24 protein-coding genes and 1 tRNA gene are annotated in these 23,454 nt (G+C 64.3%); 16 read left to right on the top strand and 9 right to left on the bottom strand.

Going from position 1 to position 23,454, the window contains the following annotated elements; translation table 11 throughout:
• Positions 1-17 precede the first annotated feature (17 nt).
• Both holA and H9532_RS06965 read right to left on the bottom strand, forming a co-directional pair.
• Positions 18-995 (bottom strand): DNA polymerase III subunit delta, encoded by a 978-nt coding sequence (gene holA / locus H9532_RS06970; RefSeq protein WP_296366891.1) that lies wholly within the window; start codon positions 993-995, stop codon positions 18-20.
• Entirely contained in the window at positions 995-1,729 is a 735-nt protein-coding gene (locus H9532_RS06965; RefSeq protein WP_296366889.1) for a type II toxin-antitoxin system Phd/YefM family antitoxin, read from the bottom strand. The genes holA and H9532_RS06965 overlap by 1 nt, the downstream gene beginning before the upstream one ends.
• Positions 1,730-1,926: 197 nt before the next feature.
• Here H9532_RS06965 and H9532_RS06960 point away from each other — a divergent pair, with 197 nt between their 5' ends.
• A complete protein-coding gene (locus H9532_RS06960) occupies positions 1,927-2,592 on the top strand; it encodes a precorrin-8X methylmutase (protein ID WP_296366887.1) in 666 nt (221 codons plus the stop codon).
• On the opposite strand, the gene mutS is transcribed toward H9532_RS06960, so the two are convergent.
• Positions 2,593-5,364: a DNA mismatch repair protein MutS gene (mutS, locus tag H9532_RS06955; RefSeq protein WP_296366884.1), complete on the bottom strand. Its 2,772-nt coding sequence runs from the start codon at positions 5,362-5,364 to the stop codon at positions 2,593-2,595.
• Between the two features lie 146 nt (positions 5,365-5,510).
• Here mutS and psbZ point away from each other — a divergent pair, with 146 nt between their 5' ends.
• Both psbZ and ribH read left to right on the top strand, forming a co-directional pair.
• On the top strand, positions 5,511-5,699 hold the full coding sequence (psbZ, locus tag H9532_RS06950) for a photosystem II reaction center protein PsbZ (RefSeq protein ID WP_010312528.1): 189 nt from the start codon (positions 5,511-5,513) through the stop codon (positions 5,697-5,699).
• A 22-nt stretch (positions 5,700-5,721) separates the two neighbouring features.
• Positions 5,722-6,201: a 6,7-dimethyl-8-ribityllumazine synthase gene (gene ribH, locus H9532_RS06945; RefSeq protein ID WP_296366878.1), complete on the top strand. Its 480-nt coding sequence runs from the start codon at positions 5,722-5,724 to the stop codon at positions 6,199-6,201.
• A gap of 4 nt (positions 6,202-6,205) precedes the next feature.
• Here ribH and H9532_RS06940 read toward each other — a convergent pair whose 3' ends face one another.
• Positions 6,206-6,661, bottom strand: coding sequence for a GNAT family N-acetyltransferase (locus tag H9532_RS06940; protein ID WP_296366876.1), 456 nt, complete (start codon positions 6,659-6,661; stop codon positions 6,206-6,208).
• A 29-nt stretch (positions 6,662-6,690) separates the two neighbouring features.
• Here H9532_RS06940 and rfbA point away from each other — a divergent pair, with 29 nt between their 5' ends.
• The 5 genes from rfbA to secA are packed head-to-tail and all read left to right on the top strand — an operon-like array spanning position 6,691 to position 13,057.
• Complete coding sequence (gene rfbA / locus H9532_RS06935) at positions 6,691-7,575, top strand: glucose-1-phosphate thymidylyltransferase RfbA (protein WP_296366874.1); 885 nt, start codon at positions 6,691-6,693, stop codon at positions 7,573-7,575.
• Positions 7,565-8,155: a dTDP-4-dehydrorhamnose 3,5-epimerase gene (gene rfbC, locus H9532_RS06930; RefSeq protein WP_296366873.1), complete on the top strand. Its 591-nt coding sequence runs from the start codon at positions 7,565-7,567 to the stop codon at positions 8,153-8,155. Before rfbA ends, rfbC begins: the two co-directional genes overlap by 11 nt.
• Positions 8,152-9,072: a dTDP-4-dehydrorhamnose reductase gene (rfbD, locus tag H9532_RS06925; RefSeq protein WP_296366871.1), complete on the top strand. Its 921-nt coding sequence runs from the start codon at positions 8,152-8,154 to the stop codon at positions 9,070-9,072. The genes rfbC and rfbD overlap by 4 nt, the downstream gene beginning before the upstream one ends.
• Complete coding sequence (rfbB, locus tag H9532_RS06920; protein ID WP_296366868.1) at positions 9,072-10,157, top strand: dTDP-glucose 4,6-dehydratase; 1,086 nt, start codon at positions 9,072-9,074, stop codon at positions 10,155-10,157. Before rfbD ends, rfbB begins: the two co-directional genes overlap by 1 nt.
• Positions 10,158-10,186: 29 nt before the next feature.
• The gene (gene secA / locus H9532_RS06915; RefSeq protein WP_296366865.1) at positions 10,187-13,057 is read left to right on the top strand and encodes a preprotein translocase subunit SecA; all 2,871 of its coding nucleotides are present in this window, start codon (positions 10,187-10,189) and stop codon (positions 13,055-13,057) included.
• Positions 13,058-13,064: 7 nt separating this feature from the next.
• On the opposite strand, the gene cysE is transcribed toward secA, so the two are convergent.
• A complete protein-coding gene (cysE, locus tag H9532_RS06910) occupies positions 13,065-13,907 on the bottom strand; it encodes a serine O-acetyltransferase (RefSeq protein WP_296366863.1) in 843 nt (280 codons plus the stop codon).
• A gap of 2 nt (positions 13,908-13,909) precedes the next feature.
• On the opposite strand from cysE, the gene H9532_RS06905 reads away from it, so the two are divergent.
• Positions 13,910-13,981 (top strand) — tRNA-Gly (locus tag H9532_RS06905).
• Between the two features lie 22 nt (positions 13,982-14,003).
• On the opposite strand, the gene H9532_RS06900 is transcribed toward H9532_RS06905, so the two are convergent.
• Positions 14,004-15,017, bottom strand: a complete 1,014-nt coding sequence (locus H9532_RS06900) for a GntR family transcriptional regulator (protein WP_296366861.1) — start codon at positions 15,015-15,017, stop codon at positions 14,004-14,006.
• A 215-nt stretch (positions 15,018-15,232) separates the two neighbouring features.
• Between H9532_RS06900 and H9532_RS06895 the strand changes: the two genes are divergently transcribed.
• Positions 15,233-15,970 (top strand): dienelactone hydrolase family protein, encoded by a 738-nt coding sequence (locus H9532_RS06895; RefSeq protein WP_296366859.1) that lies wholly within the window; start codon positions 15,233-15,235, stop codon positions 15,968-15,970.
• Positions 15,971-15,996: 26 nt separating this feature from the next.
• On the opposite strand, the gene infC is transcribed toward H9532_RS06895, so the two are convergent.
• Both infC and miaA read right to left on the bottom strand, forming a co-directional pair.
• On the bottom strand, positions 15,997-16,644 hold the full coding sequence (gene infC / locus H9532_RS06890) for a translation initiation factor IF-3 (RefSeq protein ID WP_296366858.1): 648 nt from the start codon (positions 16,642-16,644) through the stop codon (positions 15,997-15,999).
• Between the two features lie 45 nt (positions 16,645-16,689).
• Entirely contained in the window at positions 16,690-17,625 is a 936-nt protein-coding gene (miaA, locus tag H9532_RS06885; protein ID WP_296366856.1) for a tRNA (adenosine(37)-N6)-dimethylallyltransferase MiaA, read from the bottom strand.
• 209 nt (positions 17,626-17,834) lie between these two features.
• Between miaA and gyrB the strand changes: the two genes are divergently transcribed.
• Genes gyrB through H9532_RS06865 form a run of 4 tightly spaced genes read left to right on the top strand, consistent with a single transcriptional unit; the run spans position 17,835 to position 20,904 of the window.
• On the top strand, positions 17,835-19,796 hold the full coding sequence (gene gyrB / locus H9532_RS06880) for a DNA topoisomerase (ATP-hydrolyzing) subunit B (protein WP_296366854.1): 1,962 nt from the start codon (positions 17,835-17,837) through the stop codon (positions 19,794-19,796).
• 12 nt (positions 19,797-19,808) lie between these two features.
• Positions 19,809-20,129 (top strand): SH3 domain-containing protein, encoded by a 321-nt coding sequence (locus tag H9532_RS06875; RefSeq protein WP_296366852.1) that lies wholly within the window; start codon positions 19,809-19,811, stop codon positions 20,127-20,129.
• A gap of 3 nt (positions 20,130-20,132) precedes the next feature.
• The gene (locus H9532_RS06870; protein ID WP_296366849.1) at positions 20,133-20,495 is read left to right on the top strand and encodes a CrcB family protein; all 363 of its coding nucleotides are present in this window, start codon (positions 20,133-20,135) and stop codon (positions 20,493-20,495) included.
• Positions 20,488-20,904 carry a CrcB family protein gene (locus tag H9532_RS06865; RefSeq protein WP_296366847.1) on the top strand — a complete coding sequence of 139 codons (417 nt, stop codon included), beginning with the start codon at positions 20,488-20,490 and terminating at the stop codon, positions 20,902-20,904. Before H9532_RS06870 ends, H9532_RS06865 begins: the two co-directional genes overlap by 8 nt.
• A gap of 166 nt (positions 20,905-21,070) precedes the next feature.
• Here H9532_RS06865 and H9532_RS06860 read toward each other — a convergent pair whose 3' ends face one another.
• A complete protein-coding gene (locus H9532_RS06860; RefSeq protein WP_296366846.1) occupies positions 21,071-21,541 on the bottom strand; it encodes a glutathione peroxidase in 471 nt (156 codons plus the stop codon).
• Between the two features lie 71 nt (positions 21,542-21,612).
• Here H9532_RS06860 and mgtE point away from each other — a divergent pair, with 71 nt between their 5' ends.
• The gene (gene mgtE / locus H9532_RS06855) at positions 21,613-23,022 is read left to right on the top strand and encodes a magnesium transporter (protein WP_296366843.1); all 1,410 of its coding nucleotides are present in this window, start codon (positions 21,613-21,615) and stop codon (positions 23,020-23,022) included.
• Positions 23,023-23,144: 122 nt separating this feature from the next.
• Positions 23,145-23,454, top strand: a 310-nt coding sequence (locus tag H9532_RS06850) for a sigma-70 factor domain-containing protein (RefSeq protein ID WP_296366840.1), incomplete at its 3' end; no start/stop codon positions are given.

Here is a 23,454-nt window from a genome sequence, read left to right as displayed (position 1 = left end):
CGGCCCTCATCGCGTTTTCAGCTTGCGAGAAGGAAACCATCCCGGAAGGCATCGCCCGGATCGCTGCCGCGCTTGAGGGCCGCTTCCACCTCCAGCAGCTGTCGCAGCAGGGCGAGGAAGCGGGCGGGCGGGCGACCCCGGATCTGCTTCCGCATCACATAGATGCGTTTGGGGTTGCCGATGCCGGCGGCCTTGGCGATGGCATTCACATCGCTTTCGCCCTGTTGATCCAGCAGGCTCACCCACAGCCAGCCGCGGATCTGCCCGCAAAGGGTTGCCACGATCCGCAGCGCTGGTTCGTTGGCCTCCAGCAGGGCATCCACCAAGGCCACGGCTTCGGCGGGCTTGCCGGCGAGCAGGGCATCGCCCACCTGCAGGGCGTTGGTGGCGTGGCTGCCCACTAGGGCTTCGACGGCCGCGGTTGTGATCGGTTGTGCGCCCACATAGAGGGCCAGCTTCTCCAGTTCGCTGGCCAGGCGGGCGCTGTCGCTGCCGATCGCTTCGCTGAGGGCTTCGGCAGCAGCTGGCTCCAGGCTGAGCCCCAGCTCCCGGGCGGTGCGCTGCACCAGCTCCACCTGGCCGGCGCCATCCCACACCGCGGGCAGTTGAAAGCTTTGTTCTTTGGCTTTGCCCGCCTTGACCAGTTTTTGCAACGCTTTGGTGGTGCGCAGGCGGGCGTCGGGTTTGCCATGGCTCACCAGCAGCAGATGGCAGCTGCTGGGGATCAGGGCCAGGGAGGCTTCCAGCTGCTCGGCCAGCTCCGCTGGGCACTGGTTGCAGAATGGGCTGCGTTGCAACACCACCACCCGATCCCCGCCGCCGAAGGGAGGTGTGCGCGCTTCTTCGAGGGCTTGCGTGGCCTGGCTGGTGTCGTTGCCATCGAGGCGGGCCAGGTTGATGCTTTGCCAGGCCGGATCGGTGTGCTCACGGATCAGGTGCTCCACCGCCCGGGTGCGGGCTGCTTCGTCGTCGCCCCAGAGCAAATGGATGGGCATCAGAGGCGCAGGGCGCTGAGCACCGGGTGCTGGCCAGTCTGGGCGAGGGCGGGGTGATCGGTCACCAACACAGCCGCTTCCGAAGCGATGGCGGTGGCAAGTTCCAGGGCTTGGATCGCTTCGAGCTGCGGTTCCTGCCGCTGCAGCCGCGCTGCGGCGAGCACGAGAGCACCATCCGCGGGTACCTGCCGCCATTGCTGGGCTCTAGCGAATGCAGTGATGTAGCGCTGGACCAGGGCTTCATCGCCTTGCGCTAGGGGACCCTCCAACACTCCCGCCAGGCTCACGCTGCTGATCACGCCCTGCCAGGTGCCTTGGGCGATGCCCTGCATGATTGGTTCAAGGTATTTCCCTGTGCCCTTGGCATCGGCCAGGAATGCCACCAGCGCCGATCCATCCAGGGCAATGCGACTGCCCCGTACCAGCTGTCCTGGGCTGAACGCGTTAGAGGAGTCGAGGGGTTGAACGAGGTCCGGAGCCGTGGCTGCGGGTCTGGCGGGGTGGCGCTGGTTGGGATCCCAGCAGCCACGGCCGCTGCCCTGCAGGCTCATCAAGCTTTGGATCTGGCGTTGTCGCTCCAGGGGATCGTTGGGCGGCTGGCCACCGATGGGCACCAGAGCGGCCATGGGCTTTTTGTGCCGCTGGATCACAAACGCCTCGCCAGCGGATGCGCGTTCCAAGAGCTCCGGCAGGCGACGGCGCGCTTCTTCAACGCCAAGGGGGGTGTCCTGCATCGTTCGCGCCGTGTTCAGGGTTCTGTACAGACGGTAGGAAAGAAGGAGAACGGAGCTGTGCTTGCTGTGGATGCTTGATCCGATCCCTCTGGTGGATCTCTGGAGTGCGTGCCGGTCGCGTTGTTGATCGGGCCGGCCAGTGCTTCAGGTGCTCAGCGAACGATCAAGCTGCCTGGATCTCTCTGGGAGGCTCCGGTGTGGCTGAAGCCCGGGCCAGCTTTGACCATCCGATTTTCAGCGAGAGCATTCGGCTGATTCGTGCCGCTCTAGCCGATCCCTCTGCACCCCACGCGTTCCACCTTGAGGTTTGGTCGCCCGTGGAGCAAGACGTGTTGTTGCGCCTGATCCACAGCAGCGGTGATCTGAGCCTCGCCCAAGACGTGCGCTTCTCAGAAGGGGCCTGTGTTGCTGGTCTTCAGGCGTTGGCAGCTGGTGCTGCGATCCTCACGGACACCGCCATGGCGGCCGCTGCTGTGGCTCCGATGGCCCGGCGCACCTTCGGCAATGCCGTGCACAGCGTGCTGGATTGGGCGCCTCCCCAAGCGCCTGAGGGCAGCACCCGAGCTGCTGCTGGCATGGCTCAGGCGCTGCAGGCCCATCCAGGTGCCGTGGTGTTGATTGGCAGTGCACCAACGGCTCTGGAGCTGTTGTTGGACCAGGTGGCTGCGGGGCAAACCGCGCCACCCGCTCTTGTGATTGGCATGCCGGTGGGCTTTGTTGGCGTTGCAGAGAGCAAGCGTCATTTGGCGCAGAGCCCTCTACCCCAGATCCGCCTGGAGGGCAGCCGTGGGGGAGCTGGTTTGGTGGGAGCAGCCGTTAACGCTTTGTTGCGGCGAGCCTGGTTGGATCAAGCGGCTTACTGATCAGGCGGCCGCTGGCCCCACCACCACATGGCTGTTGGCCTCGATTCGCCCCAGCACCTGGCGGGCTCGCCGTACTACGGCTGGGGGTACACCGGCTAGCCGTGCCGCTTCAATGCCGTAGCTGCGGTTGGCGCCGCCGTTCACCACGCGGTGCAGGAAGCGCAGCTCTTCGCCGGTGTCTTCCACCAGCACCTGGGCGTTGGCCACGTTGGGCAGTTGATCTGCCAGCTCATTGAGCTCGTGGTAGTGGGTGGCGAACACGCTCCGGGCGCCAATCTGATCAGCCAGGTATTCCGCTACGGCCCAGGCGATCGAGAGGCCATCGAAGGTGGCGGTGCCGCGGCCGATCTCATCCAGCAACACCAGGGAGCGCTCTGTGGCGTGGTGAAGGATGTTGGCGGTTTCGGCCATCTCCACCATGAAGGTGGATTGGCCGGCGGCCAGATCGTCGCCGGCTCCCACCCGCGTGAAGATCCGATCGGTGATCCCCAGCCGGGCGCTCTGGGCTGGAATCCAGCTGCCGATCTGGGCCATCAGTTGCAGTAGGCCCGTTTGGCGCAGGTAGCAGCTCTTGCCACTGGCATTGGGGCCCGTGAGCACGATCAGGTCGGGATGGCCAGCAGCTTGCGAGCCCGTGGCTGAACCGAGCTGGATGTCGTTCGGGGTGAAGGGTTCCTCCACCAGCAGTTGTTCCACCACCGGATGGCGGCCGGCTTCGATCTGAAGCAGACGCGCCTCCGGACCGTCCGGATTAGTGAGCTCCGGCTTGCAGTAGCCGCTCGTCGCGGCCACCTCCGCCAGTGACGCGATCGCATCCAGTTCGGCCACCAGCCGGGCGGCAGCGCGGATCGGGCCAGCTTGTTCTCCCACGCGGCCGCGCAGCTCGCAGAACAGTTCGTATTCCCGTTGGGCGGCCCGTGCCCGCAGCTGCAGGATGCGCCCCTCGCGGGCTTTCAGTTCGGGGGTGACGAAGCGCTCTTCGTTCGCCAGCGTTTGGCGGCGGATCCAGTGCTCCGGCACGCTGCGGGCCTTGGCCTTGCTCACCGCCAGGAAGTAGCCAAAGGTGCGGTGGTATTGGAGCCTGAGGGTGCTGATGCCGCTGGTGCTGCGCTCGGCGGCCTCTTGCTCGGTGAGCCAGGCCTCCTGGTCGTCGAGTTGGTTGCGCAGGCCATCGAGCTGGGTATCGACGCCGTCGTGAATTAGGCCTCCTTCCGTGAGGCTCAGGGGCGGGGTGTCGAGCAGTTGGTGGCGCAGTTCAGTGGCGAGGGCATCGAGTTCGGGCCAGGAGCGTGCCAGGGCTGAGAGCGGCGGGCTTGTGGCTTGGGCTGCGCTGATTTGGCTGGCCAGCTGCGGCAGCCGCTCCAGGCCATCGGCGAGGGCCACCAGGTCGCGGGCTGAGGCGCTGCCGGCACCCGCTCGGCCGGCCAGCCTCTCTAGATCCCCCATGGGGCGCAGCAGCCGGCGCAAGGCCACCCGCAGTCGGCGGTTGTGGACAAGCTCGCTCACGCCGTTTTGCCGAGCCTGGATTGCGATCCGGTCCACCAGGGGCGCTTCAATCCAGCGGCGCAGGCACCTGCCGCCCATAGCGGTGTGGGTGCGATCCAGGGCCCAGAGCAGGGAGCCCTGCAACCCGCCATTTAGCTGGGTGCGGGTGAGCTCCAGGTTGCGCCGGGTGGCGGCATCGAGCACCAGCTGATCGCCCGCCTGCCAGGTAGTGGGCAGCTCCAGGGGCACCGCGCTGCCGGGTTGGGTGTCGTCGAGATAGCGGAGCAAACCGCCGGCGGCTCTCATCCCCAGGGGCATCTCGCCCAGCCCGAGGCCATCGAGGCTGGCCAGCCGGAAGCGCTCCAGCAGTGCCACCCGTGCTTCCTCGGCGCTGAACGGTGTGCGGGGCAGGGGGGTGAGCCGTAGCGCATCTGGACACCAGGCGGGCTCGCCGTCGCCCGGCCACAGCACCTCCGCGGCGTCCACCTGCAGCAGCTCCTGGTGAAGTTGATCGCTGCCATCGCGTTCCGTCACGCGGAATTCGCCGGTGCTCACATCGGCCACCGCCAGCCCCCAGCGCGACTGCTCGCACACCACGGCGCAGAGCCAGTTGTTGCGGCGGGCGCTGAGCAGTCCTTCTTCGAGCACGGTGCCCGGGGTGAGCACCCTGGTGATTTCGCGTTTGAGTAGGGCTCCCTTGGCGGGCGTGGTTTCCACCTGATCGCAGAGGGCCACGCTGAGGCCGCGGCTCACCAGTTCGGCGCAGTAGCGCTCAGCGGCGTGATGGGGAATGCCGGCCATGGGCACCCGTCCGATTGCCTTGCCACCTTCCTTGCCGGTGAGGGTGAGTTCCAGCAGGCGCGAGAGCTGGATGGCGTCTTCAAAGAAGCACTCAAAAAAGTCGCCCAGGCGGTAGAGCAGCACCCGCTCGGGATGGGCGGCTTTGAGCTCCACGTAGTGGCGCAGCATCGGCGTGAGCTGTTCCGCTTCCACCAGGCCGTGGTGGTGCCAGGGGGGCAGGTCGGAGTCGAAGGTATCGGCGCCTGGGGTCTCTGGGGTGGCGTCCTCGGCGGCGGCTGCTTGCGGTTGCTGGCGTTGCCGCGGCCGGCGGTTGGCATCTTCGGTTAGGGCGGCTTCATCCAGTGGATCGCAGCTGGCTTCGCCGGATGCAGCTGATCTCTGGCTGTCTTGTTGGCCCCGTTTTTGGGGCGCTGAATCAACGGGCTCAAGGCCGAACAGCGTTCCCTGCAGGGCCAGTTCCGGCTGCTGCGGGGAAGACGCGGTCAAGGCTCAGGAGCGGGTGCCTGATCGTAGGTGGGCCGTTTTGGCGTTCACCGGCCACAACATGTGAAGGAACCCTCGCGCAGGCGCCGTTCGCCATGAACGCGCGTGGGAGAATCGCTCAACTGCTCGGCCGGCGCCGCCGCTGTTCCATGACGATCCTCAACACCCTCACGGTTCTGGCTTTGGTGGTGATGTCGTTCGCCCTGATCGTGGCGGTGCCCGTGCTTTACGCCAGTGAAGACACCAGCGGCCGTTCCAACCGTCTGATCCTGTTGGGTGGTCTCGCCTGGGTGGCTTTGGTGCTGGTGAACTGGGGCATGAGCTTCTTCGTAGTGTGAGACGAGTTCACGGCCAGTCCGCGTGACCGTTTTTGAAGGCCAGTTCGTTGGTGCCCAGTCGCTGCGCGTTGCGATTGTGGTGGCTCGTTTCAACGACCTGGTAACCGCCAAATTGCTGAGCGGTTGCCTCGATTGCCTGTCGCGCCACGGCATCGATACCTCCGCCGCCAGCACCCAGCTTGATACGGCCTGGGTGCCCGGCAGCTTTGAGATCCCCCTGGTGGCGCAGAAGCTGGCTGCCAGTGGCCGCTATCAAGTGGTGATCACCCTGGGTGCTGTGATCCGCGGCGACACACCCCATTTCGATGTGGTGGTGGCCGAGGTGAGCAAAGGCGTGGCTTCGGTGAGCCGTGACACCGGCGTTCCGGTGATCTTCGGTGTGCTCACCACCGACACCATGCAGCAGGCCCTTGAGCGCGCTGGCATCAAGAGCAATCTGGGTTGGAGCTACGGCCTGCAGGCGATCGAGATGGGCAGCTTGATGGCTGCCCTGCCTGGCTGAGGATTCAGTTGTCGCGTCGCATCAGCCGCTGGCCTGCCACCTCTTGAAAGCCCAGCTGTTTGTAGAAACCCGCTCCGTTGGTTGTCATCAGGTAGATCCGCTCCACATCGCGCAGCTGTGGTGAGCTCATCAGGGCTTCGACCAATAGCCTTCCCAATCCTTTTCCCTGCAGATCTTCTGGGATCACCACATCCCACAGCACGGCTCTGTAGATCCCATCGCTGGTGGCTCTGGCAAAGCCCACCAGACGTTTTCCTTGCCAGAGGCTGGCTACGGCGGCACTGCCCCGCAGCATGCGTCTCAGCTCTTTGATTGAGCGTCCCTGGGCCCAAAAGGCATGTTGATTCAGCAGGCGCTGCAGTTTGTAGAGCCCGCGGCTTGGTTTCCAGGTCGGACCAAGACCAAACCAGCGCAGGCCCGGAGCGCCTGGGGCGTGCAGGATCAGCCTGGTGCCTTCCATGCCAACATCTTCCCAGCGGGCGGGAAACCTTGGCTCAGCAGCGCAAGGGGATCATCCTCGCCGGGGGCTCCGGTACGCGGCTTCATCCAATCACCCAGGCGGTCAGCAAACAGCTGCTGCCGGTGTACGACAAACCGATGATTTATTACCCGCTCAGCACGCTGATGCTGGCGGGGATTCGTGAGGTGTTGATCATCACCACACCCCACGATCAAGTGGCGTTTCAGAGGTTGCTCGGGGATGGAGCGAGCTGGGGGATGGAGATCTGCTATGCCGTGCAGCCCAGCCCCGATGGTCTGGCCCAGGCGTTCTTGATTGGTGCCGAGTTTCTGGCGGGGGCACCGGCGGCTCTGGTGCTTGGCGACAACCTCTTCCATGGCGATACCCAACTCGGTAGCGGCGTGGCGGCGGCCACTGCTGGCGCCACGGTGTTCGCCTATCCCGTGCGAGATCCTGAGCGCTACGGCGTGGTGCAGTTCGATGGCAGCGGCCGGGTGCTGAGCATCGAGGAGAAGCCGGCCAAGCCGAAATCGCGCTATGCCGTGACCGGTCTCTATTTCTACGACGACTCGGTCGTGGAACGGGCTCGCCGGGTGCAGCCCTCGGCCCGCGGTGAGTTGGAGATCACCGATCTCAATCGCCAATACCTGGAGGAAGGTTTGCTGCAGGTCGAGTTGATGGGCCGCGGCATGGCCTGGCTCGACACCGGAACCTGCGACTCGCTGCACGAGGCCTCCAGCTACATCCGCACCCTGGAGCACCGCCAGAGCCTGAAGGTGGGCTGTCCCGAGGAGGTGGCTTGGCGGATGGGCTGGATCAACGCTGGGCAATTGGAGCGTTTGGCTCAGCCCCTTTGCAAAAGCGGTTACGGCAGCTATCTGCTCGGTCTTCTGGAGCTTGAGCATGAAGGCTGAGCGCCTGTTCTCCCAGGCCGGAGACGCCGTGATCGGTCCGCTGCTGATCACGCCCCGGGTGTTTGGCGACGATCGCGGCTTCTTTTTTGAGAGCTGGAACCAGCGCGCTTTTGCGGCCGCTCTTGAAGCTGATGGTCAGCCTGTGCCCGAGTTTGTCCAAGACAACCACTCCCGCTCCAGCCAGGGAGTGCTGCGGGGGCTGCACTACCAGCTGCCGCCCCATCCCCAGGGCAAGCTCGTGCGCTGCGTGCTGGGCGAGATCTTTGATGTGGCGGTCGACATTCGCCATGGCTCGCCCACCTTCGGCCAATGGGTGGCGGCTCGACTGAGCGCGGTCAACCATCAGCAGTTCTGGGTGCCGGAAGGATTTGCCCATGGTTTTCTCACCTTGAGCGAGTCGGCCGAGGTCCTCTACAAGACCACCGATTTTTGGAGCCGCGATTGCGAGCGAGTCATTCGCTGGGACGACCCGCAGTTGGCGATCACCTGGCCGGCTGTGGCCGAGTTGGGAGCTGATGGACCCCTGCTCTCTGAGAAGGATGCGGCAGCCCCGTTGCTAACTGCTCTGTCTGAGCCATGAAGGTGATCCTCACCGGTGGAGCCGGCCAGCTGGGTCAGGCCTTGCGCCGCAGCGCGCCCGCTGCGATCGCTGGCACTGCCGTGCAGCTGATCACAACCACCCGCAGCGGCGGGGAGGGCACGATTGCCTTGGATCTGGCTGACGCCGAGGCGTGCCGGGCCCTGGTGCAGCAGCATCAGCCCGATTGGCTGATCAATGCCGGGGCTTACACCGCCGTGGACAAGGCGGAGAGCGAGCCGGAGCTGGCCCATGCGGTGAATGCTCAAGCCCCTGGAGCGATGGCTGAAGCTTTGGCTGCGACGGGTGGCCGGCTCCTGCAGCTGAGCACTGATTTTGTGTTCAACGGAGCCCAGGGTTCTCCCTATCGACCGGATCAGCCGGTGCATCCCCTGGGTGTTTATGGCGCCAGCAAGGCTGCGGGCGAAGCGTCCGCGGCGTCGGCACTCGCGCCCGAGCGGCTTTGCATCCTGCGCACCAGCTGGGTCTATGGCCCGGTGGGCAAGAACTTTCTGCTCACGATGCTGCGGCTGATGGCGCAGCGCGAGCAGCTGGGGGTGGTGGCCGATCAGGTGGGTTGCCCAACTTCGACGGCTGGTCTGGCCGGCGCCTGTTGGACCGTGTTGGAGCAGGGCACCAGCGGCACTCTTCACTGGAGCGATGCCGGCGCGGCCAGTTGGTATGACTTCGCCGTCGCCATTGCTGAGCTCGGCCAGGCCGCAGGTCTGCTCTCCAACCCCGCGCGGATCCAGCCGATCACCACGGCGGACTACCCCACGCCAGCGCAGCGCCCCAGCTATTCGCTGCTTGATTGCACGGCGACTCATGAGACCCTGGGCCTTGAAGCCTTGCATTGGCGTCAGGCCCTGCAGCAGGTCCTGGGCCACATAGCCTCCTCGCAAGCCAGCCCCCCTCTGTGATGTCGGTTCTGCTGCCTGGTTCGATTCAGCGGGTGCTGGTGACAGGAGGCGCGGGCTTTATCGGCGGCGCCGTGGTGCGCCGGCTGCTCAACGAAAGCCAGATCCAGGTCTTCAACCTGGATAAGTGCGGTTATGCCAGTGATCTCACGAGCATTGGTGAGCATGAACGCCACCACTTGCTTCGGGTTGATCTCAGTGATGCTGAGGCCACAGCCGCGGCGATCCGGCAGGCGGACCCGGATTTGGTGATGCACCTGGCGGCTGAGAGCCATGTGGATCGATCGATCGATGGTCCCGGTGTCTTTGTCAGCAGCAATGTGCTGGGCACCTTCAACCTGCTGCAGGCGGTTCGGAGCCACTGGGAGCAGTTGCCAACGGAGCGTCAGAGCGCTTTTCGCTTCCACCACATCAGTACTGATGAGGTGTTCGGGTCCTTAGAGGAGCACGGTCGTTTTTCAGAAACGACGGCTTACGACCCTCGCTCCCCCTATTCCGCCAGCAAGGCTGCCAGCGATCACCTGGTGAGCGCTTGGCACCACACCTATGGCTTGCCCGTGGTGCTGACGAACTGCTCGAACAACTTCGGTCCCTGGCAGTTTCCCGAGAAGCTGATCCCGGTTGTGATTCTCAAAGCCGTCGCCGGTGAACCGATTCCCCTCTACGGCGATGGGGGCAACGTGCGCGACTGGCTCTACGTGGAGGATCACGTGGATGCTCTCTTGCTCGCGGCGACTCGCGGCGAGTCCGGTCGCAGCTACTGCGTGGGTGGTTCGGGCGAGCGCACCAACAAGCAGGTGGTCGAGAGCATTTGTGCCCTCCTGGATCAGCGTCGACAGTCCAGCGCTCCCCATGCCGCGTTGATCACGCCGGTGACGGATCGCCCTGGCCATGACCGGCGCTATGCCATCGACCCATCCCGGATCCAAGCCGAGTTGGGTTGGCAACCCCAGCACAGCTTTGATCAGGCCCTGGCTCAGACCGTGGATTGGTACTTGGCCCATCTGGAATGGTGCGCAGAGATGCGTCAGCGTTCCGGCTGGAGCGGGGAGCGGCAGGGCCTGAAGGCAGGTCACCACTCTCAGTAGGCTGCCCGCAGCACACGTCGGCGTTTTCCATGCTCAAGCTGCTGCTGGGTGACCCCAATGCCCGCAAGCTGAAGCGTTACCAGCCGATCGTGTCGGACGTCAATCTGCTGGAGGAGGAGGTGGCTCCCCTCAGCGACGACGAGCTGCGCAGCCTCACCACCGAATTTCGCGGCAAGCTCGCCGCCCTACAGCTCGAGTGCAAAAACCGCGGTTTGAGCCTCGAAGCCACGCTCGAGCGCGAGCGAAAACTGCTCGATGAGCTCTTGCCGCAGGCCTTCGCTGTGGTGCGTGAAGCCGGCAAGCGCGTGCTCGGCATGCGCCACTTCGATGTGCAGCTGATCGGCGGCATGGTGCTCCATGACGGCCAGATCGCTGAGATGAAAACCGGCGAGGGCAAAACCCTCGTGGCCACCCTGCCCGCCTACCTCAACGCCCTCACTGGCCGCGGGGTGCACGTCGTCACGGTGAACGACTACCTCGCTCGTCGCGACGCCGAGTGGATGGGCCAGGTGCACCGCTTCCTCGGCCTCTCGGTTGGCCTGATCCAGCAAGACATGGATCCCGCCACCCGCCGCCTCAACTACGGCTGCGACATCACCTACGCCACCAACTCAGAGCTCGGCTTCGACTACCTGCGCGACAACATGGCGGCCGACATCGCCGAGGTGGTGCAGCGCGACTTCCACTACTGCGTGATTGATGAAGTCGACTCGATCCTGATCGATGAAGCCCGCACGCCGCTGATCATTTCCGGCCAGGTGGAGCGTCCCCAGGAGAAATACCAGAAGGCCGCCGAGGTGGCCGCCGCCCTGGTGCGCGCCGCCGAACTCGGTAAAGACGGCATCGACCCCGAGGGCGACTACGAAGTTGACGAGAAACAGCGCAACTGCACCCTCACCGATGAGGGCTACGCCAAGGCCGAGCAGCTGCTCGGCGTGAGTGATCTGTTCGATCCCGCCGACCCCTGGGCCCACTACATCAACAACGCGCTCAAAGCGAAGGAACTCTTCGTGAAAGACGTGAACTACATCGTGCGCGGCAGCGATGCCGTGATCGTGGATGAGTTCACCGGCCGCGTGATGCCCGGCCGCCGTTGGAGCGATGGCCAGCACCAGGCGATCGAAGCCAAAGAAGGCCTGCCGATCCAGCCTGAAACCCAAACCCTCGCCTCGATCACTTACCAGAACTTCTTCCTGCTTTACCCGCGCCTGGCCGGCATGACAGGCACTGCCAAAACGGAAGAAGTGGAATTCGAGAAGACCTACAAGCTCGAAGTCACCATCGTGCCCACCAACCGGATTCGCTCCCGGGCCGACTGGACCGATCAGGTGTACAAAAACGAAACCGCCAAGTGGCGCGCCGTGGCGCTGGAAACCGCCGAGGTTCACAAAACTGGCCGGCCGGTGTTGGTGGGCACCACCAGCGTGGAGAAATCGGAGCTGCTATCCGCTCTGTTGGCGGAACAGCAGATCCCCCACAACCTGCTTAACGCCAAGCCGGAAAACGTGGAGCGCGAGGCCGAGATCGTCGCCCAGGCGGGTCGCGCCGGCGCCGTGACCATCGCCACCAACATGGCCGGCCGCGGCACCGACATCATCCTGGGCGGCAATGCCGACTACATGGCTCGCCTCAAGCTGCGCGAGGTGCTGCTGCCTCGCCTGGTGCGCCCGGAGGAAGGCCATAAGCCGCCGGTGCCCCTGCAGCGTGCCCCCGAAGCAGCCCCCGGTTTTGGAGCGGCCTCGAATGCTGCGGCCGCCAAGGCTCCTTCCGAAGCCCGCGCCATCGGCGCTCTCTACCCCTGCGCCCTCACCGACGCCACCGAGCACTCCCTCTCCGAGCTCGCCCACGATCTGGTGAAGGCCTGGGGCGATCGCAAACTCACCGTTCTCGAGCTGGAAGACAAGATCGCCCAGGCCGCTGAGAAAGCCCCCACCGACGACCCGCAGATCCAGGCCCTGCGCTCGATGATCGCTCGCGTGAAGGCGGAATATGAGGTGGTGACCGGCAGCGAAGACGAGCAGGTGCGCGAAGCCGGCGGCTTGCACGTGATTGGCACTGAACGCCACGAATCCCGCCGTGTCGACAACCAGCTCCGCGGCCGCGCCGGCCGTCAGGGCGACCCGGGTTCCACCCGTTTCTTCCTGTCGCTGGAAGACAACCTGCTGCGCATCTTTGGCGGCGACCGTGTGGCCGGCCTGATGAATGCCTTCCGCGTGGAGGAAGACATGCCGATCGAATCCGGCATGCTCACCCGCTCCCTCGAGGGTGCTCAGAAGAAGGTGGAGACGTATTACTACGACATCCGCAAGCAGGTGTTCGAGTACGACGAGGTGATGAACAACCAGCGCAAGGCCGTGTATGCGGAGCGCCGGCGTGTGCTCGAGGGCCGCGAGCTCAAGCAGCAGGTTGTGGGCTACGGCGAGCGCACCATGACCGACATCGTGGAGGCCTATGTGAATCCGGACCTGCCCCCCGAGGAGTGGGATCTCGATCGCCTGGTGAGCAAGGTTCAGGAATTCGTGTATTTGCTGGAGGATCTCAAGCCCGAGCAGCTGCGAGGCCTCTCGGTGGAGGAGCTCAAGGCCTTCCTGCAGGAGCAGCTGCGCAATGCCTACGACATCAAAGAAGGGCAGATCGAGCAGCAGCGCCCCGGCCTGATGCGCGAAGCCGAGCGCTTCTTCATCCTTCAGCAGATCGACACCCTCTGGCGGGAACACCTCCAAGCCATGGATGCCTTACGCGAATCGGTGGGCCTGCGCGGCTACGGTCAGAAGGATCCGCTAATCGAATACAAAAACGAGGGCTACGACATGTTCCTCGAGATGATGACCCAGATGCGCCGCAATGTGATTTATTCAATGTTTATGTTCCAGCCAGCTCCAGCACCACAGGCTGCTTAATAGATAATTAATCGATATCCGGCCCATCACCGAGAAACTCAAGGATTTCCCGATCCTTGAGGTTTTGGGATGCCCCCCGGCAAGGCTCCTCAAGGGGGCGGCCAGCGGCTACTTCCTTGAGACAAGCTTGCGTGCGGGCCAATTCTCCTTCGAGCGCATCGATGCGCTCCATCAGGTTCCGAATCACACGAGCCTCCGCATCAGGTAAAGCGGAATGGGCCAGTGGGTCTACCCGAACACCGCTTTGGTGAACCACACGGCCTGGAATGCCCACCACGGTGCTGTCGGAAGCGACATCGCGAAGCACGACCGACCCTGCACCAATACGCGTATTTGAGCCCACGGTGATCGCCCCCAATACCTTGGCCCCTGCTCCAACCACCACGTTGTTGCCCAGCGTGGGATGCCTCTTGCCATGGGCCTTCCCTGTACCCCCCAGGGTGACGCCCTGATACAGCAAGCACTGATGCCCGATCACAGCAGTTTCGCCGATAACGACCCCCATGCCGTGATCGATGAACACCCCGTGACCAATGCTCGCGCCTGGATGAATCTCGATACCTGTGCACCAACGCGCTATCTGGCTGAGCAACCGGGCAATGAGGGGCGACAACGGCCATTGGAGGCGCCATAGCCGATGGCTCAGCCGATGCAGGCTCAGAGCATGGAGCCCCGGATAACACAGCAGGATCTCCAGCGTCCCACGAGCCGCTGGATCCCGCTCTTTGATGATGGCCAGGTCGGCACGCAGGGCTTTGAGCATCTCCCCATCCTGCCTAAGGCCTCCATGGTTTGACCGAAGGGCCCTCCGTCGTGCATGATCTCTGGGTCGGCGGTTCAGCCCCGGCAAACGCGGATGTAGCTCAGTGGTAGAGCATCTCCTTGCCAAGGAGAGGGTCGAGAGTTCGAATCTCTTCATCCGCTTACGTTTGATTATGACTAGGTACTAAGGGTTATCTAGTCTTATTGCTTCCAAATTTAGTAGACCGATCTCTTTACGTAGCAGGTCAATCGTCGCAGTTCCCAGATAGCTCTGGGCACAATGAACCTGAGGCAGCCGCATCAACTGTGCTCTGTTCTGGCGCAGACTCTGCTCCACAAGTGGCAAGCTGGGCCGATCGCACAGCACATGGCTCGAGGCGCGTAGCAGCGCCAAGAGACGACTGCTCAGATCAGGAGTCGCCGTCATCAACAGCAGCTCATTGCCTCGCATGCTGTGCAGGATCACCTCAGCAGCCCGCAGGATGCCCGGGCTGATGCTCACCAGACCCACGCAGCTGCCAGCTTTGAGATCCTTGAGCAGATCAAGCTCGTGGCGGAAGTCGTTGAGGTCGACCGGCACGGCGCGCACGCTGTGGCGGCGCGCGATCTCCTCCACCGGCTGCAGGAAATAGCGGCTCGTCACCACTGTGCCGTTGCTGGAGCTCTCCAGTACGCTTTCCAGCTCCTCCATCGGCACGACCTCCACGGGTACATCCAGATGGGGGGTGAGCTCCTCGGCGATCAGCATTGAGGCGCCGATGTCTTCACGGGGAGTGCTCACCAGCACGCGGGCGCCGCAGCGCAGGCGCCAGTCGATCTCGCGAGTGAACAGATCGCGCGCCTGCTGCAGGGTGCAGCCGGCGTTGAGCAGACCGTCCACGCTTTGGCGCACCTCGCGGTCGATGTCAGGCAGGTGGCGGCTGCGGGGGCCGGGGGCGAGCTTGATTTCGCGCGGGTTCTGCTGATCGCGAACATAGATGCCGGAGCCGGCCATGGCTTCCACCACGCCGTCATTCTCAAGCTGGCGGTACACCTTGCTGATCGTGTTGCGGTGCAGGCCGGTCTGCATCGCCAGCTGGCGAGTGCTCGGTAAGCGATGGCCGGGCGGGAAGTGGCGCGCGGCGATGGCAAAGCAGATCTGGTTGTACAACTGGCTCGACGCCGGGATGTCGCTGTCCTGCTGAATGTGGAACCGCAAACCGGATTGGCACAACACTGCGGCGCCACCATACGGAGCTTTGGCGCCGGTGACAATTGCAATCCCGGCATAAGCGGCTGTGCCGGTTGCCGTTGGTGACGCGCTCATCCGTATTCTGTACGGTCTGTACGAAAGCTTGGATTGTGTGTTGCCGGTGTTCTGATGTGATCAATCGCGCGGTTAGTCGCGATCCATCACTCCCGCACACCGACGCGATGGCGATTCAGGCGAACTGGACCGAAGTGATCACTCCTGACGGCGTGATGCCCGCCTGGTGGGCCCGGCCTGAGGCACCGCGGGCGGCTGTGCTGGTGCTGCCGGAGGTGTTTGGCGTGAACGGCTGGGTGCGCAGCGTGGTGGATCGCTTGGCGGAACAGGGCTATGCCGCTCTGGCGATCAGCACCTTCTGGCGCACGGCCCCGCACTTGGAGGCGGATTACAACGAGGCCGGTCTTGCCCTGGGGCGTGAGCATCGCGATCAGGTTCGCGCTGATCAGCTTCGTGCCGACGTGACCGCTGCCGCCGCATGGATGCAGCGGCACCACAGCGCTGATGGGCTCGCCAGTAAGCCCCTCGGCTGCGTGGGCTTCTGCTTCGGCGGCCACCTGGCGATGCTGGCGGCCACCCTGCCGGTGATTGCCGCAACCTGCGACTTCTATGGCGCGCGCGTCTCCACCGACCGGCCCGGTGGTGGAGCCCCCACGCTCACGGATGTGCCGCAGATTCCCGGCCGGTTGTGGTGTTTCTGCGGCGATCAGGATCCGCTGATGCCCCCAGAGGAGCTCAGCGCCATTGAGCAGGCCCTGGTCGCGGTGCCCGGTGGCCGCCATCGCTTCGTGTTGGCCCCGGGTGCCGGCCACGGTTACATGTGCGAAGCCCGTGGCGATTTCCACCCCGAAGCCTCAGCTGCCGGCTGGGCGGCGATGATTGGGCTCTTTGGAGAGGTGCTGTGAGAGCGCCGGCATAGGCGCTCTTTGGGTCAGCCCTCGATTGCCGCTGCAGCAGCTTGTTGGCGCGGCGTTTCGATCGTGCGCACGGCCTTGCTGGCGGCGGCTTCGGCCTCCTTCTCCTTGGCCAGCGGGGTTTTGCGCGGTGTGAGGAACATGATCATGTTGCGGCCCTCGCGCTTGGGGTCCTGTTGGATCTCAGCCTTCTCCTCGAGATCCTTGGCCATGCGCCGGAGCAACTGTTCAGCCAGGGCGGTGTGCTGGATCTCGCGGCCGCGGAAGATCACGGTGCATTTCACCTTGTCTCCAGCTTTGAGGAAGCGAGAGGCCTGACCGATCCGCACGTCGTAATCGTGCTGGTCGATCTTGTAGCGCATCTTCACCTCTTTGACTTCGGTTTGATGCGACTTCTTCTTCGCTTCTTTGGCCTTCTTTTCCTGCTCGAACTTGAACTTGCCGTAATCCATGATCCGGCACACCGGCGGATCAGCCTTCTCGCTCACCAGCACCAGGTCGAGCTCTCGGTCTTTGGCCACCTCGAGGGCCGCCTCCCGCGTGATCACCCCCAGCTGACTGCCGTCGGCATCCACCACCCGCAGCTGGGGGTAACTGATGCGGTCGTTGATGTTGGGGAGCTCCCGCACGGGAGCGCGGCGGTCAAAACGAGGACGGGGTGGCATTCAGGCGGGCGAGAGGACGAGGAGAAAACAGAAGCTGTTCACCCTTCACCCTAGGACGCGCTCGATCGCCGGCAACGCCTGCTGTAAAGCGTCGCCCCCATCGAGCCAGATCGGCTGGTGTTGCCGCCGAAACCAGGTGCGTTGGCGCTTGGCGAATTGCTGGGTGCGCTTGGTGGTGAGGGCGATCGCAGCGTCGATTGGCAACTCCCCGTGCAGCACCGCCTTGGCTTCGCCGTAGCCGATGGTGTCGAGCAGTGGGCAGTCGGCGCCGTAGCGCTCGATCAGGCCGCGGGTTTCCTCCACCAGGCCTTCGGCATAGAGGTTGGCGCTGCGCAGGGCGATGCGGCGCTTGAGATCCGGCGGATTCAGGCCTAGCTCCAGCACCCGCCAGGGCGGTGGCGTAGCGCCTTGCTGGCTGCTGAGCGGTTGGCCCGTGGAATAGAGCACCTCTAAGGCTCGTTGGGTGCGAACGGCGTCGTTGGCCATGATCCGCGCCCCGGCGGTTGGGTCAGCGGCGCAGAGCAGTTGGTGGCAGAGGGGTTGGCCAAGGGCCTCAAGCTGCGCCCGCAGCTCCGGCTGAGGCGGCACCGCCGGCGGGGTCATCCCCTGGGTGATCGCTTTGAGGTACAGCCCGCTGCCGCCCACCAGTAGGGCGATACCGCGGCGGGCGTGTTCTGCGGCGATGGCCTGTTCGGCTTCGGCGCGGAACTCCTGCAGGTTGATCGGTTGATCAGGGCGGCGCAGATCGAGCAGCTCGTGCCGCACGGCCGCCCGCTGCGCTGCCGTGGGCTTGGCGGTGCCGATATCCATTTCTTGATAGAGCTGGCGCGAATCCACCGACAGCACCGCTAGATCCAGCGCTTGGGCCAGCTCGATGCCAAGGGCCGTTTTGCCGCTGGCGGTGGGGCCCAGCAACACGATCACCAGGGGCTGATCGGGGTGTTGTCGACCGCTTGTGGCGAGGCTTTCGGCTTGGCTCATCCGGGCACTTTGCCGGCGGGCCTGTTGCCCTGCTCGTGGGTCACTTGTTGCACCCCTTGCCGAAAAGCGCGCGGAGTGGCCGCCAGGAGCTTCTCTATTGCATCGGTGGTAGATTGGGCCTTCAGGCACGGCCTTTGCGCGCCTCCCTGCCCCTTGCCGCGCTTGCCAACGGGCTCCTGCGGCAGGAGGACGTGCCCCCGCCGGAACCCATGAGCGAAGCCACCAAAGTTCAGGCCGCCTACGGCGCCGAGCAGATCCAGGTGCTGGAAGGCCTGGAGCCGGTGCGCAAGCGCCCGGGGATGTACATCGGCACCACCGGGCCGCGGGGCTTGCACCACCTGGTGTACGAGGTCGTCGACAACTCGGTCGACGAGGCGCTCGCCGGCCATTGCAACGAAATTCTCGTCGTCCTCAATGAGGACGGCAGCTGCGCCGTGACCGACAACGGCCGCGGCATCCCCACCGACGTGCACCCCCGCACTGGCAAGAGCGCCCTGGAAACGGTGCTCACGGTGCTGCACGCCGGCGGCAAGTTCGGCGCCGGCGGTTACAAGGTGTCGGGTGGTCTGCACGGCGTGGGCGTTTCCGTTGTGAACGCCCTCTCCGAGTGGGTGGAGGTGACGGTTCATCGCCAGGGTCAAGAGCACCAGCAGCGCTTCGAGCGTGGTGCCCCGATCGGAACGCTGGCCTCCAAGCTCGCGGCGGATCCCAGCCGCACAGGCACCTCGGTGTGCTTCAAGCCCGACATCCAGATCTTCTCGGGCGGCATTGAGTTCGATTACCACACCCTCTCGGCCCGCCTGCGCGAACTCGCTTACCTCAACGGTGGCGTGAAGATCGTCTTCCGTGACGAGCGCCCCGCGGCCAGGAATGACGAAGGCGCTGCGCATGAAGAGATCTACTTCTACGAAGGCGGCATTAAGGAATACGTTGCCTACATGAATGCGGAGAAGGATGCCCTTCATCCCGACATCATCTATGTGAACTCCGAGAAGGATGGTGTTCAGGTGGAGGCGGCGCTGCAGTGGTGCGTGGATGCCTACTCCGACAACATCTTCGGTTTTGCCAACAACATCCGCACGGTGGATGGCGGCACGCACATCGAGGGTCTGAAAACCGTTCTTACCCGCACGCTCAACGCTTTTGCCAAGAAGCGCGGCAAGCGCAAGGATGCTGACGCCAACCTCGCCGGCGAAAACATCCGCGAAGGTCTTACCGCTGTGTTGTCGGTGAAGGTGCCCGAGCCTGAGTTCGAGGGCCAAACCAAAACCAAGCTGGGCAACACTGAGGTGCGCGGCATCGTGGATTCGTTGGTGGGTGAGGCCCTCAGCGAATACCTGGAGTTCAACCCCTCGGTGATCGACCTGATCCTGGAGAAGGCGATCCAGGCGTTCAACGCCGCTGAGGCCGCCCGCCGCGCCCGGGAGCTGGTGCGCCGCAAGAGCGTGCTTGAGAGCTCCACTCTCCCCGGCAAGCTCGCCGATTGCTCCTCGCGCGATCCCGGCGAATCCGAGATCTACATCGTGGAGGGTGATTCCGCAGGAGGCTCTGCTAAGCAGGGCCGCGACCGCCGCTTCCAGGCGATCCTGCCGTTGCGCGGCAAGATCCTGAATATTGAGAAAACCGACGACGCCAAGATCTACAAGAACACCGAGATCCAGGCGCTGATCACCGCCCTAGGCCTCGGCATCAAAGGCGAAGAGTTCGATGAGAAGAACCTTCGCTACCACCGCATCGTGATCATGACCGATGCCGATGTGGATGGTGCTCACATCCGAACGCTCCTGCTCACCTTCTTCTACCGCTACCAGAAGGCGTTGGTGGAGGGCGGCTACATCTATATCGCCTGCCCTCCGCTTTACAAGGTGGAGCGCGGCAAAAACCACACCTATTGCTACAACGAAGCTGATCTGAGGAGCACCATCGAAGGCTTCGGCGAGAAGGCAAATTACACGATCCAGCGCTTTAAGGGCTTGGGTGAAATGATGCCGAAGCAGCTGTGGGAAACCACGATGGATCCCACCACACGCATGATGAAGCGCGTGGAGATTGAAGACGCCGCCGAAGCCGATCGCATCTTCAACATCCTCATGGGCGACAAAGTGGCTCCCCGCCGTGAGTTCATTGAAACCCACAGCGCCGAGCTGGATCTGGCGCAACTGGATATCTGAGTGGGTCGATCTGTGTCGCGCCCCGTTGATCAGCGCTTCAGCGCCTGGCGCTGGGGGGCTGTGCTGGCCTTTGCCTTGTTTGCTCCGGTTTCATTGCCTGCCGGGGGTGCAGATCGACGTCTGCCCGACCTGCGCCGCCGCAACGCCGGCGAGCCTTTGCTCAGCACTGGCAGCCAGGCGCTGCAGGTCGCACCGGATCAACTGGCTCCTGCTCTAGCCGAGGTTGATGTCGATCAGCCCCTGCGGGTAATGCGTAGCTGGTGTGATCACGGCGGTGAGCAGTGGCTGCAGGTGGAGGTGGGTGAGCAGCGCGGTTGGCTCGCTGTTGCTTGATCCATGCGTGACGCGCTCCTGGTGGCGATCGGGGCTGTGCCCGGTGCCTGGCTGCGTTTCCGGCTGGTGAACCACTTCGAGCCCTTGGTCCCCCGCAAGCACTGGGCGACCTTTGGCGTGAACATCACGGCCTGTTTTGCACTTGGCTTGATTGCGGCCCTGGCTGGTCGTTGCCAACCGGATCAGCAGATCGCCTTGCTGCTGGCCACGGGCTTTCTGGGCAGCCTCAGTACCTTTTCCACCTTTGCGGTGGAACTGTTGCAGTCGTGGCTGGGTGGCCAGCGCCGCCAGGCTCTCTGGCTGATGGGTGGCTCGGTGGCGGCGGGGCTGGTGGCCGTGGCAGCCGGGATGGTGATCGGTGGCTGATCAGCTCGAAGCCCGGCGCCTGAGCTTCGAGCTCAGAGAGCTATTGCTGGTGGGCCTCGGAGCCGTGCCTGGTGCTCTGTTGCGCTGGCAGAGCGGTGTACAGCTCGGACCGCATCTGGGAGGCAGTGCCGGTGCTGATCTGCTGGTGAACCTCGTGGGTTCGTTCATCCTCGGGTTCCTGGCCGGGCCGATCCCCCGCCGCACCAGCCTGGTGTTGCTGCTGGGTATCGGCTTCTGCGGCTGCCTCACCACCTTCAGCAGCTGGATGTTGGATGTGGCCAAGTTGATCCAGGCAGGCAGCCCCATTTGGGGCCTGTTGTTGATCGCCGCCAGCCTGGTGCTTGGGCTCCTCTGCGCGGCGGGTGGCCTTGCGCTGAGCCGATCGGTGTTCCGTTCTCCGCTCGACTGATCAGGGCAGGAGCCTTCTGCATCTGTTCAGAGCTCCCGCTCCTCCCTAAGAGCCGCTAATCAGCCTCCTTACTTCGCTGGCTGCTGGGTTGGTTCTGCCCGCGCAACTGTCCAGGATTCCGTGCAATCTGTACAAAATCCTGGACAGCGCTGTGAGGTGATCCCGATTAGGCCGCCAGTGCTGCTTCGATCGCGCCCTTCAGCTCGGCGGACTCGGGCTCAACACCGCTCTTGAAACGCGCGATCACGCTGCCGTCTTTGCCGACGAGGAACTTCTCGAAGTTCCAGGCCACGGGGCCGGCGGGCTCGGCTTGCACCAGCGTGTCGAACGGAGCGGCGCTGATCGCCACCTTGGCGTAGATGGGGAAGTTCACGCCGTAGGTGGTGGAGCAGAACTGCTGGATCTCTTCCACGCTGCCGGGCTCCTGGGCGCCGAAGTCGTTGCAGGGGAAGGCGAGCACCGAGAAGCCTTGGCTGCCGTAGGCCTCCTGCAGGGCCTGGAGGCCGCTGTACTGGCGGGTGAAGCCGCAGCGGCTGGCCACGTTCACGATCAAGCGCACCTGGCCATCGAGCTCACCCAGCTTTTGCTCAGCGCCTGAGGCGGTGTGCACCACCACATCGCTCACGTTGATTGCCATCGCTCGTGTTTGAGAAGGCCGGACCTTAGCCACTTCAGCCCATACACTCAGTCTGCCGCAGCCCCGGGGCCATGAGCGAGGCGTCTGCCGCTGCAGCTGTTCCTCCCAGCAACGGCCCGGCGTTGGCGGAGGGGCTCACCCAGCAGCTCAAGGGTCTGCTCGAGGCCGGCAACTACGACGGTGTGAAGCTGCTCCTGCAGCCTGTACAGGAGGTGGATATCGCCGAGGCAATCGGTGGTTTGCCTCGCACCCTGCAGGCCCTCGCCTTCCGCCTGCTTCCTAAAAATGAAGCGATCGCGGTTTACGAATACCTCGAGCCCAGCGTGCAGCAGACGCTGCTTGAGCGGTTGCGCTCCGGTGAGGTGCTCGAGCTGGTGGAGCAGATGGCCCCCGACGACCGGGTGGATCTGTTTGATGAATTACCAGCCAAGGTGGTGCGGCGCCTGCTGGCGGAGCTGAGCCCGGCGGAACGGCGCGTGACCGCCCAGCTGCTCGGCTACGAGCCGGAGACCGCCGGCCGGTTGATGACCACCGAGTTCATCGACCTCAAGGAATTCCACAGCGTGGCCCAGGCGCTCACGATCGTGCGCCGCCGCGCCCGCGACACCGAAACGATCTACGCCCTCTACGTCACCGACGCATCCCGCCATCTCACCGGCATCCTCTCGCTGCGGGATCTGGTGGTGGCCGATCCCGAGGAGCGGGTGGGCGATGTGATGACCCGCGAGGTGGTGAGCGTGGGCACTGACACCGACCAGGAGGAGGTGGCGCGCGTGATCCAGCGCTACGACTTCCTCGCCGTGCCGGTGGTGGACCGCGAGCAGCGGCTGGTGGGGATCGTGACCGTGGACGACGTGATCGACGTGATCCAGCAGGAGGCCACCCGCGATCTCTACGCCGCCGGCGCGGTGCAGGCCGGCGATGAAGACGACTACTTCCAGAGCAATCTGTTCAGCGTGGCTCGCCGCCGCGTGGTGTGGCTGTTGGTGCTGCTCCTGGCCAACAGCGGCACCGCCGCCGTGATCGCCTCGATGGATGGGGTGCTCAAGCAGGTGGTGGTGCTGGCGGCCTTCATCCCGCTGTTGATCGGCACCGGCGGCAACGTGGGCGCCCAGAGTTCCACAGTGGTGATCCGCGGCCTCAGCACCCAGCGGATTCAAAGCCTGGGGCCTGCCAAGGCGATTGGCCGTGAGGCGATCGCTGGGGCGCTGCTTGGACTGTTGATGATGCTCGTGGTGGTGCCCTGGTCGGGCTACGTGAGCGGTGGCAACTGGCTGGTGGCCAGTGCCGCTGGCATCAGCCTGGTGGCGATCACCACCCTGGCGGCCACCGCGGGCGCTGCCCTGCCGCTGTTGTTCAACCGCTTGGGTCTGGATCCTGCGTTGATGTCAGCCCCATTTATTGCCACCGCCACCGATGTGGCCGGCGTGTTCATCTACCTGCAGACCGCCAGCTGGCTGCTGAGCCGTTCGGGGAGCTGAGGAAGGCCGGAAGACGCTGGACATGGCCTGATCCCAAAGCGTTCCCGAGGGATCCGCGAGCTTTCTGAGAGACGCTTCACACTTCTTCAGGGTAGGCTTTACATCAGTTCACAGGCCTTGCCGTGGTCGTTGCTGTTGATGCCTCGGGGCTGAGCACCGATCTGGTGCGCTCCTACCTGCGCGATATCGGTCGCGTGCCGTTGCTCTCCCATGAGCAGGAGATCACCCTTGGCCGCCAGGTGCAGGAGCTGGTGGCCTTAGAGGAGCTCGAGCAGGAGCTCGAGATGCGTGCCGGCGGCGCCAAGCCCGATCACGAGCAGCTGGCGAAAGCTGCCCAGCTCACCCCCCAACAGCTCAAAAAGCGCCTGCGCTCCGGCCAGCGGGCCAAGGAGCGGATGGTGGCGGCCAACCTGCGCCTGGTGGTGAGCGTGG

The sequence above is a fragment of the Vulcanococcus sp. Clear-D1 genome, assembly GCF_014654725.1.
Lineage (GTDB): Bacteria > Cyanobacteriota > Cyanobacteriia > PCC-6307 > Cyanobiaceae > Vulcanococcus.
The sequence above is the reverse complement of the archived record's forward strand: the minus strand, read 5'-3'. Positions and strand labels throughout refer to the sequence as shown.